We start from the raw sequence: 17165 nt of genomic DNA, 5'->3' as shown, positions 1-17165 counted from the left end.
CGAAGGGATCAGCCGGTGAAGTAAGCAGTCCGCTCTCTATCGCTCTCGATCAAGGTTATGTTGAACGAGAGAGTTTTGACCGACTTGTCGGGATGGTGGGCGATACGGCACGGAGGATAGCCGGGCTCATGACGTATTTGCGCAACGCAGGAGTCATGGGCACGAAGTGCACAATTCAGCGTTCTTGAAACCTGAAACGGGAAACATGAAGCTTGAAACGCCTCAAGAATTTGCCCATATCCGTCGGATGCGCGACAGCCGCTTTCCCCACGAGATCGCATCGATCTTGCCCGGAGAGTTCTTTGTCAGCAGTGAGCCGATGATCGTCTACACCGTGCTCGGCTCCTGCATTTCGGCCTGCATTCGCGACCCTATCGTCGGCGTGGGCGGCATGAATCATTTCATGTTGCCGGAGCCGAGGGAATCGGCTCACGATTCCTGGGGGGAGTCGACGCGGTACGGCTCCTTCGCCATGGAATCCCTCATCAATGAAATTCTCAAGCGCGGCGGACACAGGAACCGTCTGGAAATCAAGCTGTTCGGCGCGGGCCGGATCTATGAGGGCAACATCGATGTGGGTGAGAAAAACGCCAAATGGGTATTGCAGTATTTGAAGAGCGAGGGCATGCCGGTCGTCAAGACCGACCTGGGCGACGTGTTCCCACGAAAGGTCTACTACCAGACCGATTCGGGCCGGGTATTGATGAAGAAAATCGAGCGGATCAAGAACCGGACGGTGTTTGATCGCGAAAGCCAATACGCGGAAAAATCCAGCAGCGGGAGCAGCAGCATGCGGAAGACGTCACGCTGTTCTAAGCAGCGAGCCGATCGCGTGGTGCATTGCCGTGTTTCTCGCCCAGCGGATTGAGTTGGCGCGAGTAACCTGAGCCGCAAGACTTCAGGAGGATATCGATGGGGAAAATTCGGGTGCTGACCGTCGACGATTCCGCGTTGATGCGACAAGTGCTCGCAATGTTACTTTCCAAGGATCCGGAAATCGAAGTCATCGGGTCGGCTCCCGATCCCTATATCGCCCGGGAGAAGATCAAAGCGCTGAATCCCGACGTGCTGACCCTGGACGTGGAAATGCCAAAAATGGACGGCCTCACGTTCTTGGAGAAACTGATGCGTGGGCACCCGATGCCGGTCGTCATGGTCAGTTCGTTGACGGAGGTGGGTTGTCAGACCACCTTGCGGGCATTGGAGCTCGGAGCCGTCGATTTCATCACGAAACCCAAGATCGATCTTCGGGAAGGCATGGAAGAGATCGCGCAGGACTTGATCGCCAAAGTGAAGGCGGCGGCAACCGCCAATGTCATGCGTCAGGGGTCACGTGAAAAGCGGATCAACGGCCATGCGACCGGGGCCGCTTCGATGCCGATCAATTCACAAGCCATGATCAAGACAACAGACACGATTATCGCGATCGGATCATCGACCGGTGGTACCGAGGCCGTGAAAGATGTCCTGCAAGTCCTCCCGCCGAATACGCCGCCGATTCTGATTACCCAACACATGCCCGAGCGATTCACCAAGACCTGGGCCGACAGATTGAGCAGCCTGTCGCGCATCTCCGTCAAAGAGGCGCAAGACGGCGACAGCGTGCTGCCGGGCCATGCCTTAGTCGCACCGGGCGGGTTTCACATGACGCTGGAGCGGAGCGGCGCCCGCTACACGGTCCGGATCAATCAGGATCCTCCGGTCAATCGTCATCGGCCGTCGGTGGATGTCATGTTCGCTTCAGTGGCTCGTTATGCGGGAGGCAATGCCGTCGGCGTTATCCTGACCGGAATGGGCGGTGATGGTGCGAAAGAAATGCTGACGATGAAACAGGCTGGTGCGTTCACGATCGCTCAAGATGAAGCGAGCTGTGTCGTGTTCGGTATGCCGAAGGAAGCCATCAAGGCGGGGGCCGTGGACAAAGTGGTGCCGTTGGACGACATCGCCGGCACGATACTCGCTCACGTCGGCCGCTGAGGCATTTGGAGTTTTTATGTCGATCACCCAACGAGTATGGCTCGATACAACCGTGATCCGTGTCGAGGATGTATTCACCCACCGTAATCGCAAGGAATTTTCCTCCGCCGTCGCCGCCTTTCGAACATCCGGCGGCCGGCATCTGATCGTGAACCTGCATGAGACCACCTATATGGACAGCGCGGCACTGGGTCTGTTGGCGTTGACGTCCCAACAGTTCTCGGTAGAAGAGCGGCGGATCAGTTTGGTGGGCCCGCAGGGCACCGTGAAGCAGATCTTGGAGATGGCCAATATCGATAAGATGATCACGGTGTTTCCCACGGAGGAGGCGGCTGCAGCTCGGGCCGTGTGATGTTTCAACGACGAGCCAATCTCGACCGGTCTGAACGAAGGAGGTGCTTATGGCGATGCACACGAAAGAACGCCCTGTCCCGAACGGGGTGATTCTTGAAATGACGGGAGATCTTACTTACGCGAATCGTGAACAATTCAAAACGGCCGTGGAAACGATTCGACAGAAGGGTTGTCGGCACCTGATCTTGAACATGGCCGAAGTCCGATTCGTGGACAGTTCCGGGCTTGGCCTGCTCGCGCTCGTTTCTCAGAACTTCAAGCTCAGCCAAGGGAAAGTAAGTATGTTGAAGCCGCAAAGTTACGTGCGAGAAATCATGAGCCTCGCCAACATTCAGAAACTGATTCCGGTCTATGACAATGAACAAGATGCCTTGGCCGCGCATCAGCGAGCCGCCTAGACCAACGATCGAACGACCGGAAAGGGCGCACGGTTGAAACGCTGACGGATGTTCCGATGATACCGAATCCAGCCACAATGACGACTTCCCGCGACGCCGGAGAGGTCGGGGTGCGTACGGTTCTGGTTGTGGACGACGAGCCCACCGCACGAGTGGCCTTGGCGGCTCGACTCAGACGGCTCGGCTATCGGGTGATCCAAGCCGACGACGGAAAAACCGGAATCGAGGCGCTTCGACGGGAACGGCCGGATTTGACCATCTTGGACTGGATGATGCCGGAAATGGACGGACCGTCTTTCTGCGAACAGGTTCGTCGAGATCCCGAACTGCTGTCGAGCCAAATCCTCATGATGACCAGCCATGATCAGCCGGAGCAAATCGCCGAAGGGCTGGCACGCGGGGCGGATGATTTTCTCAGTAAGGCGGCCAGCAAGTACGAAATTACGGCGCGGGTGCAAGCGGGATTGCGCGCCGCCGCGCTCATCAGACGGCTTGAAGATGCCACGACGGAGATTCGGCGTAAACAAGAAGCGCTCGAACGAGAGCTGAAGTCGGCCGCCCGCTATGTGGAGTCGCTGCTTCCGGCATCGGGAAGCCTCATCCCTGGCGTTGAGATGGCTCATGTCTATCAGCCCTCTATCGCCCTCGGGGGAGATCTTTTCAATGTCGTTCAGTGGAGTGAGGATCTTCTCGGACTGTATCTGCTGGATGCGTCGGGTCACGGTGTGTCGCCGGCCTTGCGATCGGCATCATTCTCCACCTTTCTCCGCAGAGAAAGCTTGTTGCGCCATATCGGGTCGAGCGATCCCGGCGCGATCTTGACCGAAGCGAACAAACATTTTCCGCTCACCGAGAATGGACACTATTTCACGATCGTGTTTGCGACACTGGACGTCCGGTGTCATACGCTCACGTATGCGACGGCCGGGCACAATGGGGCGCTTCTGCACCGTCGGTCCGGTGACGTCTGTTGGCTGGCCAAGCCTAATTTACCCCTGGGCTTCGATCCGTCGACAATCTACCCCACGGAAGAACTTTCGGTCGAACCGGGTGATCGACTGTACCTGCTGAGCGACGGTCTCTACGAAGTGCCGGATTCGAACGGTGAACTGTGGGGGCAGGATCGCCTGGAAGAGACGGTTCGTACGTTCGGCCAACGTCCGGTGACGGAAGTCGTCTCCGCGACCATTGCCGAAGCGGTTCGTTGGCAGGGGCACGAGCACTTTCCCGACGATGTGGCGTTGATGGCGATTGAATTAAGCGAGAAGGTGTCGCATGAGTGATGGTCAATGCCAGGACTCCGTCTTCAGCCTCCCTGAGGCGCTCGCCCGTGTCGATGATGACCGAGAGACGTTCCAGGTGATGATCGAACTGTTCCTGGAGCATGGTCCGAAGGACTTGGCGGATGCTCGATCGGCCCTGGACGCCGGAAACGCGCCAGGTGTGGCGCGATCGAGCCACCGGTTGAAGGGGGCGATTCTTCAGTTTTGCGCTCCGGCCGCCCTTCAAGCCTGCAAAGACTTGGAAGAATCGGCGAAGGCGGAAAGCTTGACGCACGGCGGGCAACTCTATGCCGCGCTGGAAAGAGAGCTCCAACGTCTCCTGGACGCACTGCGTCAGGTGCAAGACAAAGGAATGGCTGCATGAGGACACTCACGACATCCGATCATCTCCTGGTCGTGGATCCCTGCCCGGACACGCAGGCGCGCATTGCCGAACAGTTGCAGGGCAGAGGATTTTCGGTCGTGGCGGCGTCCGACCCCGCCGCGGCATTGACAACGATCGACATGGCGGCACCGAACATCGTGATCACCGACCTGTTCCTTCCCGAGGCCGCGGGCTTGACCTTGCTCAAAGACCTCAAAACCAGGCATGAACTCTGTCCCGTGATTGTCATGGCGAAAGATGCACCGGAACCGATGATCATACAGGCGCTTCGGATCGGGGCCGCCGATTATCTGCATAAGCCTGTGACCGAGGAAGAATTGGCGCATGCGCTGCAACGGGCGCGGAATCTTCTGCCGGGGGATCTCGCGGATACTCCGGGGCTTTGCCGATCCGAATATCGCCTGACCGTCGGCTCAAATCCGACGCATATCCCGGGAATCATCTCCTGGCTCATCAAGACGACCGCCTCCACGTTGCCTCCGATCCAGCGGTTACACCTTCGTGGAGCGCTGCAGGAATTGCTCTTCAACGCCGTTGAACATGGAAATCTGGAAATCGTCTATCGGGAAAAGCAGGAAGCCCTCGAAGAGGGCCGCTATGAGGAGCTCCTTGCCAGTCGACTGGCGCAAGCGCGGCTGCGGGATCGTCGGGTCATCATTCATGTGCTTCATGACAAGGATGCAGACAGCCTGGTGTACCGGATTACCGATGAAGGGAAGGGCTTCAAGTGGCGCAGTTTGTTGACGCGATCTCAGGACATCTGTGAGTCGGAAGGTGCGAACGGGCGAGGAATCTTTTTGGCGAGATCGTTCTTCCCTTGCTTGGCCTACAATGAACGGGGCAATGAAGTGACCGTTACGGTGTCGTGTGACTAAGTCATCTGAAGATAATGGGGTGGATCAGAGACCTTCTGCTACAAGATCCGCAAGTATTCGACGGTGCTCTCCCCTTTGTTGGCATCCCGCTTGAGGACAACCCATGAGGTCCTCGTCGTTTCGTTGATGGTGATGGCGAGCCGGGCGGAGAAGTAGTCAGATTTCACATCGTAGTCGCTTCGCAACGTCTTACCGATCTCTTGAAAGCTTCCGATTCGATCGAGCTCCACTTTTGTTTTATAGGGGCGTCCTTGCACGATCTCCATGGCGACCGTTTGGGTGACGCTCGGATCCAGCGTCTGTAGGACGATCGGATCCGCCGTATTGATGTTCATCGGTGCGCCGCCTTCTTGCGGGAAGACCGTCACATAGGGAGCGAGGCGTTCGATGATCTCCGGCGTGAACCCCTTGATGAGCCGGAGGTCTCCCAGCCCCGGCAACGGACTATTCGCCGACCGATAAGGCGGCCTCAGCGACTGATAGTAGAGGCTCTCGGCTCCGGCCGGCTGAGGGACCTCATCCTGATCCATCCAATCGAGGAGAGCATCGACGAGGTTGGGGTTGAGCCTCAGCAGTTCGAATAATCGTCTGACTCGAGTAACTTTCTTTTGCTGGGCCTCCGTGCCGCCTGACGTCGTTGCCAGGTCGTTCAGGTTCACTTTGCCGGTCTCGTCCTGGATTTGCGCGGTCAGGAATCCGTCGCCGATCGCGTAGTTTTTGATGGGCATGGCCCAGATATCCGTGGGACCGTCGAATTTCTGGCCGGTCATTTTTTCACGCATGAGATCCTGCTGCAGCACGGCACGAGCAGCCTGCACGGCGGCACGAGTCAGCATGCCTGCTTTGTAGTCGTCCCGAAAGGCGGCGGCGGCTTGGTACTCGCGGCGTGCTTCGGCGTCGAACTCCAGGATCAGGGCGGTGAGGATGGTCAGCACCAGGAGCGCCAAGAGCAGTGCGACGCCCCGTTCGTCAACTCTTGGCATAGCTCAAGACCCGAACAGTGGCGTCGAGATTGACCGGGTTGTCGAACTTCGGCCGGATCTGCAGATGACGGACGTGAAGATCGTACGGCGCTTGATCGATGGCGAGGAGTAGTGCCAGCAGGTCCGGCAATTGGATGCCTTCCAATCGAAGGTCGACGGCCGTTTCTTCGTAGCCTTGTGCCAACGATTGTGTCTGCGGTTGCATGCCGGTGATGTGTTCGCGCACATTGGCGGTGGTCGCGGCTTCCTCCATGAACGTCAGCAGGGAAAAATGGCTGTCGGCTCCCGGCATGCGGCTTTCGGTCTTGGCCAAGCGATCCCGTTTGGCCAGATAGGACTGGCCGAGCGCCGCCAGTTCGGCCAGGTCTTTCTGCTTCCGAACCTCTTGACGCTCGAGACGATCAAGACTGTCCAGCAGCGGATCGACGATCAGAACGAAGACAAGGCTGAGCCCCAGCACGAGGCCGCCGACCAGCACGAGCGTGCGCTCACGCTTCGACATCTGACGCCATCGCTCCCGGAGGCTCTGGGTCATGACGGCTCCACCGTCACGGTGATTCGAAAGACGACCTGGTTGGGACCTGCGCCCACTCGGGTTTCCGTCACCGCAACGTCCTTCAATCGCGGGCTGGAGACGAAGGTTTGCTTGAGTCGCTCGACGGCGTCGAATGAGGTGGTTTCGCCCTCCATGAGGATGGAGGCTCCGTCCACGGTCAGCTCCCGTACTTTGATCATCGTTCCGGGCGGGAGTTGTTTGACGAACGTCGAGAGAGTGGACAGCGCTTTGCCGTTGGAGGTATCGACGACGCCGAGCGCTTTGTCGAGGACTCCAAGGCGATATGTGGCTTGGTCCAGTTCTTCGCCAGGCGAGGCTCCCGTTCCGGTACCGAAGTATTGCTCATACTGGCCGTGCAGCGCGGCTTTCAGCCGAGTCACCCGCTGGTCGTGCAGGATGAAGTGAACGGAAAAATCGATGATCGCCAAGGCCGCGATGACCAAACCGGCGGCGATCGCCAACCGACGGTCTTGTTTGGTCGCGGCGATGTCCGGCAAAGCCGCATCGGCCACGCCTTTGAGATCGAGCGCGAGCTCCATGGGCGTTGACTTGAATCGCCATCGTGGCCTGATGATCTTCGGATGAATGGCCAGCCCGAACGCGATGGAAAAGGCCCGAGGGGTCTCAGCTCCGAACCCCTGTCGAGGTCCGACCGGATAGAGACCCAATTGTCGGGACAGATATCCCGCGACTTCCTGCAGTTTGGAACCACCTCCGCAGACCCAGCAGTGGGTGAGGCGACTGCGCTCGTTTCCCAGGTGAGCCTGCAACGTGATACGAAGCTCTTTCAGGACCGGCTCGAACAACCCCTCCACCTGATCCACGGTCATCGCGCGCTTCCGACGTTCCGCATCGGCGAAATTACAGGCGTGCCGGACGGCCAATGCATGGGTCAAATGGTTGCCGCCCCACAGGATCGTTCGGAGAACCATGGGGCGCCCTCCCTGCACGAGGCACAGGGTCGTCTTCGATGCTCCGACGTCGATAATGGCGAGATCTTGCGGGACCGCCGCTCCTTCCTCTTGCAAATACTGCGTGACGGAAAAGAGGGCGAGCGCGTCGACATTGATCGCCGAGGGTTCCACATCGGCTTGGGCCAGAAACCGGAGATGCTCCGCCACTTTGTCCCTCGGCGCGGCCGTGACGAGCACCTCCGAGCCCTTGTTCTCGCGGGGCGTGCCGTCCGCCACCTGTCCTGGAGGGAGCACCAGGCTTCCCACCGCAAGGTCTTCGAGCGGCATCGGGACGAGATTTTCGACCTCAAAGGGCACGACTTGGGCGAGCTTGGTCGAATCGTTGAAGGGAAAGGACAGGGTTCTGACGAACAGGTCCTGACAAGGAATCGCGGTCACCAATCGGTCTGCGGCATAGAGCCCGTTTCGCCAGAGGAATCCACGCAGCGACGGCAGGCGCCGAGCCGGCTCGAGATCCTCCGGACGGGAAAACGGCATGGGGTGTTGGAAATAATCGATCGTTTCGCGCCCGCTCAAGCGACGGCGGAACCGCACGGCTTTCAAGCCCGTTTGCCCGATGTCCAGTCCGACACATTCATTCACGATAGCCATGAATCAAGATTTCGCTTTCAGGTCAGGTTGGTGATTGCCGGTTTCATGGCGCAAGATTGACTCATCCTCGTGACAGGTTGCAACTTGAAACCGCAGCCAGTACTTTACAATGCAATCCTTGCCTGTGCCAAGGTTCCTATGATCTTCACCGTCATGGGTGTTCCCGGAGGAGGCGAGGGAATGCCCAGTGATCCGGCTTTCGCGGCAAACCCAGGTCCGGGGACGACCGTCACCGTGAGATTCAATTGACTCTGTTGCGCCGGTTGCTGGATGGTGATGGATCCTTCTCCTGTAAAGGAGCCGTCGATTCCCTCGCCTCTCAATTGCGTCACGTCGCAGCGAAGATCTCGGCACGCCAGTCCTGCCGAGACCCTACCGAACGTGAGCGAGAGGGTTCTGCCGTTCCCGAGAGGGATCTGATCGATGACCAAGTCCGTCGCCTCGGCGGTCCATGTTCCTTCTCCCTTCATGGTGGTGGAATTTGCCTGGCCGGGGTCCACTCGATGCGAAAAATCCCCGTTAAGCATCCCGTGAGTGACGTAACGGCTGAGAAGCTTGGAAAGGTCCACCTGTTGCACCTGCCCCTTGATCGCAACGGGGGCGGCCAATGAAAGAGATGAAGCGGTGAGCGTGCCTTTGGCGAGTCCGGGAGGAAGGGTGTCGTTCAGCTTTGCGACGACATCGAGCCCCAGCGTGCCGCCCAATGCGTCGGTGATGCCCAGTTTGGCCTGCAGCGCAGCCAATTGAATCGGAGGCCAGTTCGACTTCGACAAGGTGACATTCCGCCATTCAAGGCCAACCGGGAGCCATACGGTCCAATCGGCCACGCGGACTTCCATACCGGTGGCCCGGGAGAGTTCCGCGACCACCCGCGTCTGGAGCGCTCCATAAGGAAAGGTCGCAATCAGGCACAACACTAGAATTGCGAGTCCTCCAGCCGTCCATGCCAGGATTTCCCGCCATGCTTCAGGCAATTTGATGGTCATGATACGCCGATCGTCACCCACTCCCGCACCGTCCATGGTTCGGCGTCGGGGTACTGGAACGTCACTTCAATCAATACTGCCTTGGGAATCTTGACGGCCGCGGGCCATTCGTCGATCCAGATCCGGTTCTGGTCGTCGTAATATCGAATATTGAAGGCCCGGACGCGATCGGCGAGTTCCATCTGATCCAACGACTCATTGGTATCGGTCAACGTATAAAGATTCCTGCGGACGAACCGAATGAGCCGATCACGTTCGCGTGTATATACCACGCGAACGGTCTCGCTTTCCTTGGCGACCGACGTGCTCGATTCTTGACTCATCGCCAGGATGGCCAGGATGTCGGCCGGTTGCCCCTCTTGTGTCCCATTCGTTCCCACCCAGGGATACATCGTCGTGCGTTTGCTCAGAGCGATTTCCTCGGCCATGAGGCGGAGAATCCTTCTGATCGACTGTTCCTTTGCCGCATGGTCTCGTCCGGAATCTACGGCTCTCATCGTCATGACGAGCGAACCGAAGACCATGGCGCCGATCATGCCGAGCAACGCCACGGCCACCAACACCTCGACCAGCGTAAAGCCGGTTTGAGATCTAGAATGTGAGACGACCGGCGAAAACATACGTGCTGACCTCTACCGATTCTTCCCGCTCGCCCCGCAGCCACGAGACCTTGATCCGAATCTCCCGAATCAACTCCAGCGGGGTGGGGGCGATCGTGCGTTTCCATCGGTACCCGATGGCTCGCGGGACCGCCTGTATGGTGGTTTGTGCTCCAAGCGGGATGCTCGGAAAATCGCCGCTGCTTTCCCCGATGGAATATTGTCCTACGAGCTCGGTCTCCAGCAGTTTTTCCTGGGCCAACAGCGTGGCGGCCCTCAGTTCGGACGCGCGCTCCTGCAGCTCCAAGTCAAAATTTCTCAGGCCAAGGAGAATCGGAAGTGCGATCGCCAGCAAGGCGATGGCCAGCAGCACTTCGAGTAGAGTGAATCCCCCTTCGCCGCACTCGGTTCGAGATACCAGTCGGGCCATCACGATCTACTGTTGCGTCGGAAACAGTCCCCTCGGCGTCGTTCCTGCTTGACTGTTCGGCTTCAGCAGAATCTTGACTCGATCGGGGATGAATCGGTTCAGCGGAGGGTCGAACCGTTCGTCGCTGACTCGAATCCCTCCCGTCAATGAATCGACGGCGAGCCCCAGGAGGTTGTTCTTCGTGTCCGTCAGATACATCGTGACCGGCTCAATTCGGCCGTTGGCGAAGAAGGACACATCGACTCGTCCGGAAAAATGTTTGTCCGGTCCGATGGAGACTTCAGAAAATCGAATCGATTCGGGCAGCGAACGAGGAAGCTTCCAGGCCGGATCGAGCGGAAGCCGCTCTTCCTTTCCTTCCACCCGCATCATCCAGTAGATGCCCTGATCCAAATCGAGGTAGAGCTTCACGGGTTGTTGGCTCGTGGCCGCCAGTCCTTGGAACGTCCGCAGGACACCGACGAGTTTTCGCCCGGTGGAGCGGAGATCTTCGTCGAGACTGAACCGCGGCAGGACGACGACCACGACGATGGTCAGTAGAAACAGGACGATCAGCATTTCCAAGATGGTGAAGCCTGATCTCTCCAATGACCAGTGACGAATGACCATTGACTTCCTATTCTTTATCGAGATTCCAATTGGTGATATCGGCGTTCACGCCCTCACCGCCGACTTCGCCGTCCGTCCCGAGCGAGGTGATCTCGTATTCCACTTTATAGTCTCCTCGTTGGACCGGGCTGAGGTACTTATACGGATTGCCCCAGGGATCTTCAGGAAGCTTTGGGAGGTATCCTCCGATCTTCCATTTTTTGGGGATCACCCCGACGGTTGGTTTTTCAACGAGCGCCTTGAGTCCCTGTTCCGTCGTTGGGTAGACGCCGTTATCCAGTTTGTAGAGTTGCAGCGCACCTTCGATATTGCGAATTTGGACTTTGGCCGCCGTGCGCTTGGCGTCATCCGTCCTCCCCATGATGCGCGGGACGACCAGCGCAGCGAGAATGGCCAAGATGGCCACGACGACCATGATTTCGATGAATGTAAAGCCGGCGGCACTTCCTGCGGTAGGTCGTACAAGGCACGCGACGGCACGGTGGAAGCGCGTCCATTTTCCGGCCGGTCCTGCCTCCGCGTTCCGCTTTTCTGGATCAGTCATCATCCATCCCCCTTTGTCTCATTCCACGATGTCAAACGGCGCATGGTTCCGTGTCTTCCTTATCGAATCATCTGCCCCATCTCGAAGATGGGCAAGAGAATCGCGACGACGATGAAGAGGACGATAGCCCCCATGGCAAGAATCATGATCGGCTCCATGAGCGAGGTCAAACGGGCGATGACGCGCTCCACTTCACTGTCGTATATTTGGCTCACTCGGCGCAACATCTCCTCCATTTCACCGCTTTTTTCACCGACGGCGATCATGTGGGTGACCAGCGCCGGAAATTCTCCGCTCCGCTTCAACGGATCGGCAATGGTCTCTCCTTCTCGGATGTTTTGCCGTGCCGTCTCCACCGTTTCTTCGAGCACACGATTGTTCATGACGCGCTTCGAGACGTCCATCGCGTCGAGGAGTTGAACTCCGCTGGCCAGCATCGTGGACAGCGTGCTGGTGAGCCGGGAAATCGACACCATCCGCGCGACGTCTCCGATCAATGGAAGTTTCAGGGTCAACCGGTCCGCCAGGAGGCGGCCGGCCCCGGTCCGGATGAATCGCCGCGTCAGATAGAGGCCCGCAAGTATGAGCCCGACCAACGCCATCCAGTAATCGGCGAAGAACTGGCTCACCGACATCAAGGCGACCGTCGGCCATGGCAGAGCTTGTTTCTGTTGAGCGAACACCAGCGTGATCTTTGGGACGACAAACGTAATAAGGAAAAAAAGGATCACCGATCCGATCACCAGCATGATCATGGGGTAGAGCATCGCATTGGTGACTTTGTTCCTCAAGGCAAGTTGCTTCTCCAAAAACTCCGCGAGCTTGAATAAAATTTGATCCAACGCCCCGCTGGCCTCTCCGGCCCGCACCATGTGGACATAGATCGGAGAAAAATCCTTCTCGTACGTTTCCAAGACGGCGCTCAACGCTTTTCCCCCCCGGATTTGTTCCCGGATGTCGGCCAGAAGGGCCTTGATGGGTTTCTTCTCGGCCTGGTCCACTAACACGCCGAGAGCGTCGACCAACGGGAGTCCGGCCACGAGCAGGGTCGCGAACTGCCTGGTCATCAAAGCCATATCGGTCGAGGAAAGGGTGGCCGATCGACCGATGGATCGCTCGATGCGGCTGTCGGTTTTCTCTTGTGATCGACTCGGAGCTTGGCCCTGCTCGACGACATTGGTCGGGTAGACGCCCTCTTTTCTCAGTTTGAGGCGGGCGACTTTGACGTTTTCAGCGTCGATGATTCCGGCCGCGGCTCCGCCGTCGTTTCGGTAGCCCTGGTATTGATAGACCGGCATGCTCAGCAGACTCCAGCACGGTTGGATTGGGACGACCGGCGTCGGATGATCCAAGACCACCACAACTCGGGGAGGCGGTCAGCGCATCGGTCTCGCATCATTCGACTTCGATTTCCTGTTGCGTGATCCGCATGACTTCTTCCAACGTCGTGTGGCCTTGCATGACTCGCTCGGCTCCTTCCTGTTTTAAGGTCACCATGCCTTTGGCGACGGCGGTCTGTTTGATGGCGGTGGAGTCGGCTTTGCTTCCGATGAGTCGCCTGATCTCGTCGTCCAGCACCATGAGCTCAAAAATGCCGGTACGTCCCCGATAGCCGGTTTGGGAACAGGCTGCACAGCCGGCTCCTCGATACAGGGTGACGTTGGAGCCGGGTGCGACGTCCAAGCGACTCAGCTCCTCTTCGCTCGCCGTATAGGGACGTTTGCAGTCCGGGCAAATCCTTCTCAGGAGTCGTTGCGCGAGCACGGCGACGACCGAAGAGGCGACCAGAAACGGCTCGATGCCCATATCGATCAGACGGGTGGCGGCGCTCGCGGCGTCGTTGGTATGCAGGGTGGAAAATACCAAATGGCCGGTCAAGGAAGCGTGGATGGCGATCTCTGCCGTTTCACGGTCTCGAATTTCCCCGATCATGATGACGTCGGGATCTTGCCGGAGAATCGAACGTAGGCCGGCGGCAAACGACAGATTGATCTTCGGGTTCACTTGCATTTGCCCGATGCCGAGCAGCTGGTATTCCACCGGATCTTCGACCGTGATGATGTTCTTGTCCGGTGCATTGATGTGGCTCAAGGCGGCATAGAGGGTCGTGGTTTTGCCGCTTCCCGTCGGACCGGTGACGAGGATAATGCCGTGAGCGAGTTGGATCAACTGATGGATGACGGCAAGCCGTTCTTTCGAGAACCCCATTTCGGAGAGATTCAAGAGGCGATTTTCCTTCTCCAACAATCGCAACACGACCCGTTCGCCATGGGACGTGGGCAATACCGAGACTCGAAGGTCGACGTCTTTTCCGGCGGTCCTGATGCCGAACCGGCCGTCTTGCGGCAAGCGCTTCTCGGCAATGTTGAGACCGGCCATGATCTTCAAGCGCGCGATAATACTGGATTGCAAGTGCTTCGGTGGCGTAAGAACAGGATAGAGGACGCCGTCGATGCGATATCTCACCACCAGTCCCCGCTCGAACGATTCGAAGTGGATGTCGCTCGCACGTTGACGAACCGCCTGAAACAGCACCGAATTGACCAGGCGAATGATCGGAGCTTCATCGGTGGCATCCAGCAAGTCTTGCGGCTCATCGAGTTCATGTGCGAGCTGGTCGAGACTCTGATTGGCCGCAATGTCTTCCATCACCTGTTCCGCGCCGGCCGGGTTGGCGATTTCGTCATAGGCTCGGTTCAAACAGGCAAGCAGCACGACGCTGGTGGTTAAGACCGGTTTGATCGGCTTGCCCAACAGTAATCGAAGGTCGTCCAGCGCGACGGTTTCCAGCGGATCAGTCGACGCGGTCAGAATGACTCCCTCTTCATATCGAAGCGGCAAGACACGGTATCGTCGACAAAATGCGATGGGGACCTTCTTGATCAACTCATGATCGACGTGCGTGGTGTCGAGATGCGGCATCCACGGCATTTCGAATTGCTGGGCCAGCGCCTCCAGCAATTGCTCTTCGCGCAGTACGCGCAAATGCAGCAGGACCTCACCCAGCAGGCCGCCTTTCTCTTGCTGGTAGCTCAAGGCCTCCGCGAGTTTTGAGTCCAAGAGGTTGAACTTTTCCTCTAGGATGCGACCCAGCAGAGGACGGCGAACATTAGGATTGGACTGATCGTTGTCGAGTCGTTCGGACAAGTTGGCCTGACCTCTCGTGAATAAAGCGTAGCGTTACCATAGGCCGCTTCTTCAATACACTCTTGTCTTCGCCGTAAAGATACTCTCCCTTCAGACGGCCTGGCAAGGACACCTCGATTCTTAATCGTGAGATTGACCCGTCGTCGATGTCCGCCTACAGTCGGTTTCAGCCGATACATTCCGCCCCGGAAGGTCGATCCGCCATCGCGGCAGGCGAGCGCGTTGGACTGGTCGTGCATGTCCAGAAAAGCTCAGTTCGGGATGAGGAGATCAGTGTGGACGGAGAATCCTGAACGGGGATGCCACCTTCTCGGTCAGCGAAGCTCGTATGTGATGGTTGAGCGTTGGTTGTTCCGTAGGACATCAAGCTTGACGATCTGCTCATTCTTCAGTTGTTGCAGGAGATTCAACATGGTGCTGGGATCCCGAATATCGACTCCATTGACACGTTGCAGCACATCCCCCGTCTGGACCCCTATTTTTTCGTAGAAACTGGTCGGGGCGATGTAGTCCATACGAAACCCGCTGGTGGCTCCATTGACCATATGTGGTACGGCTCTGGCCTGAGATAAGAGTTTCGGCAGGTCGTTCATGGCCTGTTCTACTTCACGGCGGTCGATCACCTTTCGTAGAGGAACACCGGTTGGCGGTGTTTGGACGGCAGAAGGCACAGTACCGGAAGAACCTCCGGGGACCGGCGGGGTGTCCGCCTGCGCCAGCTCCAAGAGTTCCTCCACATTGCCTTGGCGAACCAAGATTCCGTTCCGCCGAATCTCGCTCACTTCCCCGAGATCGAGCACCTGGTCATGGATCCGATACAACATTTGTTGTTTGGAGGCCAGTTCTTCGACGATCGCAAAGACGCCGCGCTGTTCGCCGAATACGATACCGATCAAGCGCAACCTGGCGGCGAGACCCAGTGACGCTCGAACCGGAGCGCCGCCGGGACCTCGTCCGTCGGAGCTTTTGAGCCCACCCTGCGGTGCGGCAGGGAGTGCGAAGAGGCCGCTGGAACGCACATCCTCTGCCGCCTGGGTCGGCGAATAGGCGAGTAACCGTGATCCAGGCGATCCATTGTCGTTCGCTCCAACTGAATGTGTAGGGATCACATACAACGCCTCGGCAACAAAGGCATTGATGGAGTGGGCAATCAGCATGCCGCTCCCGAGCAAACAGAGAAAGAGACCGATTCGGCGCACCCGTTGAGGAGGAATTGTTGCCACGAGGATCTTGCTTCGGTTTATTCCTGTTGAGCATAGTACCTGGTCGATATCTTTTGTGGCAAGAACCCTGTGTCAATTGTGATTACACAATCATTGGACAAAGTCCCTGAAGCCGGTAATAATTCCCTCTCAAAATTGGAAGGGAGGCGTGACTTGTGAAGAAAGCGCTGATCACCGGAATCACCGGCCAGGATGGCTCCTATCTGTCGGAATTCTTGCTTGGACGAGGCTACGAGGTCTACGGCATCATCCGCCGATCCAGCTCCTTCAATACGGGACGGATCGATCCCATCTATGAAGATCCGCATGTGCCGCATCGGCGTCTGCACTTGGTCTACGGGGATCTCAACGACGCCAGTTCCCTGAACCGGATCTTGCGCACGGTCCAGCCCGATGAAATCTATAACCTCGGGGCCCAAAGCCACGTGCGAGTCAGTTTTGATATTCCCGAATACACGGGCGAAATCACCGGGCTCGGCACCATCCGCCTGCTCGAGGCCATCCGGGAATCGGGGCTCAAACCGAAGTTCTATCAAGCTTCGTCCAGCGAGATGTTCGGCAAGGTGCTGGAAGTGCCGCAGAAGGAAACGACGCCCTTCTATCCCCGAAGTCCGTACGGAGCCGCCAAGGTCTATTCCTATTGGATCACGGTGAATTATCGGGAGGCGTACAATCTCTTTGCCTGTAATGGGATTCTGTTCAATCATGAGTCGCCGCGGCGGGGGGAAACATTTGTGACCAGGAAAATCACCAAGGCGGCCGCGCGGATCAAGCTGGGCATTCAACAAGATTTGTTCCTGGGCAACCTGGAGGCCAAGCGCGACTGGGGCTACGCCGGCGACTATGTGGCAGCCATGTGGATGATGTTGCAGGCTCAGACGCCCGATGACTACGTCATTGCCACGGGGGAGACGCATACCGTCAAGGAGATGCTGGAACTGGCCTTTGACCGGCTGCAGCTGGACTGGAAAAAGCATGTGAAGATCGATGCGAAGTACTACCGGCCGACGGAAGTCGATCTGCTCATCGGGGATGCCAGCAAGGCGCAGCGTCAACTCGGCTGGCAGCCCAAGGTGCGGTTCGAGGAATTGGTGGCCATGATGGTCGACGCCGATCTGGCGGCAGAAAAAGAACGGCTTGAGGGGACGCAGAAGAAAGGTTGAGGTTGAGGCTGAGGGTGGGCGCAGATACTTGACCCAAGATATATCATCCCTTACCGTAACCGTACCCTGAGTGCTTCTCCACGGTGGA

The 17165-nt window shown here is 57.8% G+C and carries 18 protein-coding genes and 1 pseudogene; 8 read left to right on the top strand and 11 right to left on the bottom strand.

Annotation, left to right across the window (positions count from 1 at the left end):
* Positions 1 to 247: 247 nt before the first annotated feature.
* The 7 genes and pseudogenes from A4E19_04330 (at position 248) to A4E19_04300 (ending at position 5272) form a co-directional block, all read left to right on the top strand.
* A pseudogene (locus tag A4E19_04330) lies at positions 248 to 763 on the top strand (chemotaxis protein CheD).
* Between the two features lie 149 nt (positions 764 to 912).
* Positions 913 to 1977 (top strand): chemotaxis response regulator protein-glutamate methylesterase, encoded by a 1065-nt coding sequence (locus A4E19_04325; GenBank protein ID OQW33616.1) that lies wholly within the window; start codon positions 913 to 915, stop codon positions 1975 to 1977.
* Positions 1978 to 1993: 16 nt separating this feature from the next.
* The gene (locus A4E19_04320) at positions 1994 to 2329 is read left to right on the top strand and encodes a hypothetical protein (GenBank protein ID OQW33615.1); all 336 of its coding nucleotides are present in this window, start codon (positions 1994 to 1996) and stop codon (positions 2327 to 2329) included.
* Positions 2330 to 2378: 49 nt separating this feature from the next.
* A complete protein-coding gene (locus tag A4E19_04315) occupies positions 2379 to 2729 on the top strand; it encodes a hypothetical protein (GenBank protein OQW33614.1) in 351 nt (116 codons plus the stop codon).
* Between the two features lie 56 nt (positions 2730 to 2785).
* Positions 2786 to 4012: a hypothetical protein gene (locus tag A4E19_04310; GenBank protein OQW33613.1), complete on the top strand. Its 1227-nt coding sequence runs from the start codon at positions 2786 to 2788 to the stop codon at positions 4010 to 4012.
* Positions 4005 to 4376, top strand: coding sequence for a hypothetical protein (locus A4E19_04305; GenBank protein ID OQW33612.1), 372 nt, complete (start codon positions 4005 to 4007; stop codon positions 4374 to 4376). Before A4E19_04310 ends, A4E19_04305 begins: the two co-directional genes overlap by 8 nt.
* The gene (locus A4E19_04300) at positions 4373 to 5272 is read left to right on the top strand and encodes a hypothetical protein (GenBank protein OQW33611.1); all 900 of its coding nucleotides are present in this window, start codon (positions 4373 to 4375) and stop codon (positions 5270 to 5272) included. The genes A4E19_04305 and A4E19_04300 overlap by 4 nt, the downstream gene beginning before the upstream one ends.
* A 38-nt stretch (positions 5273 to 5310) precedes the next feature.
* Here the strand turns inward: A4E19_04300 and A4E19_04295 are convergent, their stop codons facing one another.
* The 11 genes from A4E19_04295 to A4E19_04245 form a co-directional block, all read right to left on the bottom strand.
* Positions 5311 to 6255: a hypothetical protein gene (locus A4E19_04295; GenBank protein ID OQW33610.1), complete on the bottom strand. Its 945-nt coding sequence runs from the start codon at positions 6253 to 6255 to the stop codon at positions 5311 to 5313.
* Positions 6242 to 6790, bottom strand: a complete 549-nt coding sequence (locus A4E19_04290; GenBank protein OQW33609.1) for a hypothetical protein — start codon at positions 6788 to 6790, stop codon at positions 6242 to 6244. Before A4E19_04290 ends, A4E19_04295 begins: the two co-directional genes overlap by 14 nt.
* On the bottom strand, positions 6787 to 8376 hold the full coding sequence (locus A4E19_04285) for a hypothetical protein (protein OQW33608.1): 1590 nt from the start codon (positions 8374 to 8376) through the stop codon (positions 6787 to 6789). The genes A4E19_04290 and A4E19_04285 overlap by 4 nt, the downstream gene beginning before the upstream one ends.
* Before the next feature lie 104 nt (positions 8377 to 8480).
* Entirely contained in the window at positions 8481 to 9362 is an 882-nt protein-coding gene (locus tag A4E19_04280; protein OQW33607.1) for a hypothetical protein, read from the bottom strand.
* Positions 9359 to 9982 (bottom strand): hypothetical protein, encoded by a 624-nt coding sequence (locus tag A4E19_04275; GenBank protein OQW33606.1) that lies wholly within the window; start codon positions 9980 to 9982, stop codon positions 9359 to 9361. The genes A4E19_04280 and A4E19_04275 overlap by 4 nt, the downstream gene beginning before the upstream one ends.
* Positions 9954 to 10391 carry a hypothetical protein gene (locus A4E19_04270; protein OQW33605.1) on the bottom strand — a complete coding sequence of 146 codons (438 nt, stop codon included), beginning with the start codon at positions 10389 to 10391 and terminating at the stop codon, positions 9954 to 9956. The genes A4E19_04275 and A4E19_04270 overlap by 29 nt, the downstream gene beginning before the upstream one ends.
* Before the next feature lie 6 nt (positions 10392 to 10397).
* Positions 10398 to 11000, bottom strand: coding sequence for a hypothetical protein (locus A4E19_04265; protein ID OQW33604.1), 603 nt, complete (start codon positions 10998 to 11000; stop codon positions 10398 to 10400).
* A gap of 7 nt (positions 11001 to 11007) precedes the next feature.
* Positions 11008 to 11415, bottom strand: coding sequence for a type II secretion system protein GspG (locus A4E19_04260; protein ID OQW33663.1), 408 nt, complete (start codon positions 11413 to 11415; stop codon positions 11008 to 11010).
* A gap of 188 nt (positions 11416 to 11603) precedes the next feature.
* Positions 11604 to 12905 (bottom strand): hypothetical protein, encoded by a 1302-nt coding sequence (locus tag A4E19_04255; GenBank protein OQW33603.1) that lies wholly within the window; start codon positions 12903 to 12905, stop codon positions 11604 to 11606.
* A gap of 34 nt (positions 12906 to 12939) precedes the next feature.
* Positions 12940 to 14691, bottom strand: coding sequence for a type II secretion system protein GspE (locus A4E19_04250; GenBank protein ID OQW33602.1), 1752 nt, complete (start codon positions 14689 to 14691; stop codon positions 12940 to 12942).
* 314 nt (positions 14692 to 15005) lie between these two features.
* Positions 15006 to 15914, bottom strand: a complete 909-nt coding sequence (locus A4E19_04245) for a hypothetical protein (protein ID OQW33601.1) — start codon at positions 15912 to 15914, stop codon at positions 15006 to 15008.
* Between the two features lie 155 nt (positions 15915 to 16069).
* Between A4E19_04245 and A4E19_04240 the strand changes: the two genes are divergently transcribed.
* Complete coding sequence (locus A4E19_04240; protein ID OQW33600.1) at positions 16070 to 17077, top strand: GDP-mannose 4,6-dehydratase; 1008 nt, start codon at positions 16070 to 16072, stop codon at positions 17075 to 17077.
* Positions 17078 to 17165 lie beyond the last annotated feature (88 nt).

The organism is Nitrospira sp. SG-bin1 (assembly GCA_002083365.1).
Lineage (GTDB): Bacteria > Nitrospirota > Nitrospiria > Nitrospirales > Nitrospiraceae > Nitrospira_D.
Note: the sequence above shows the minus strand (reverse complement) of the source record. Positions and strands in the feature narration are given on the sequence as shown.

Bases quoted from the DNA above. Each gene is read 5' to 3' on its own strand.
- A4E19_04325 (OQW33616.1), top strand. From the start codon at position 913: ATGGGGAAAATTCGGGTGCTGACCGTCGACGATTCCGCGTTGATGCGA.
- A4E19_04320 (OQW33615.1), top strand. From the start codon at position 1,994: ATGTCGATCACCCAACGAGTATGGCTCGATACAACCGTGATCCGTGTC.
- A4E19_04315 (OQW33614.1), top strand. From the start codon at position 2,379: ATGGCGATGCACACGAAAGAACGCCCTGTCCCGAACGGGGTGATTCTT.
- A4E19_04310 (OQW33613.1), top strand. From the start codon at position 2,786: ATGATACCGAATCCAGCCACAATGACGACTTCCCGCGACGCCGGAGAG.
- A4E19_04305 (OQW33612.1), top strand. From the start codon at position 4,005: ATGAGTGATGGTCAATGCCAGGACTCCGTCTTCAGCCTCCCTGAGGCG.
- A4E19_04300 (OQW33611.1), top strand. From the start codon at position 4,373: ATGAGGACACTCACGACATCCGATCATCTCCTGGTCGTGGATCCCTGC.
- A4E19_04295 (OQW33610.1), bottom strand. From the start codon at position 6,255: ATGCCAAGAGTTGACGAACGGGGCGTCGCACTGCTCTTGGCGCTCCTG.
- A4E19_04290 (OQW33609.1), bottom strand. From the start codon at position 6,790: ATGACCCAGAGCCTCCGGGAGCGATGGCGTCAGATGTCGAAGCGTGAG.
- A4E19_04285 (OQW33608.1), bottom strand. From the start codon at position 8,376: ATGGCTATCGTGAATGAATGTGTCGGACTGGACATCGGGCAAACGGGC.
- A4E19_04280 (OQW33607.1), bottom strand. From the start codon at position 9,362: ATGACCATCAAATTGCCTGAAGCATGGCGGGAAATCCTGGCATGGACG.
- A4E19_04275 (OQW33606.1), bottom strand. From the start codon at position 9,982: ATGTTTTCGCCGGTCGTCTCACATTCTAGATCTCAAACCGGCTTTACG.
- A4E19_04270 (OQW33605.1), bottom strand. From the start codon at position 10,391: ATGGCCCGACTGGTATCTCGAACCGAGTGCGGCGAAGGGGGATTCACT.
- A4E19_04265 (OQW33604.1), bottom strand. From the start codon at position 11,000: ATGGTCATTCGTCACTGGTCATTGGAGAGATCAGGCTTCACCATCTTG.
- A4E19_04260 (OQW33663.1), bottom strand. From the start codon at position 11,415: ATGGTCGTCGTGGCCATCTTGGCCATTCTCGCTGCGCTGGTCGTCCCG.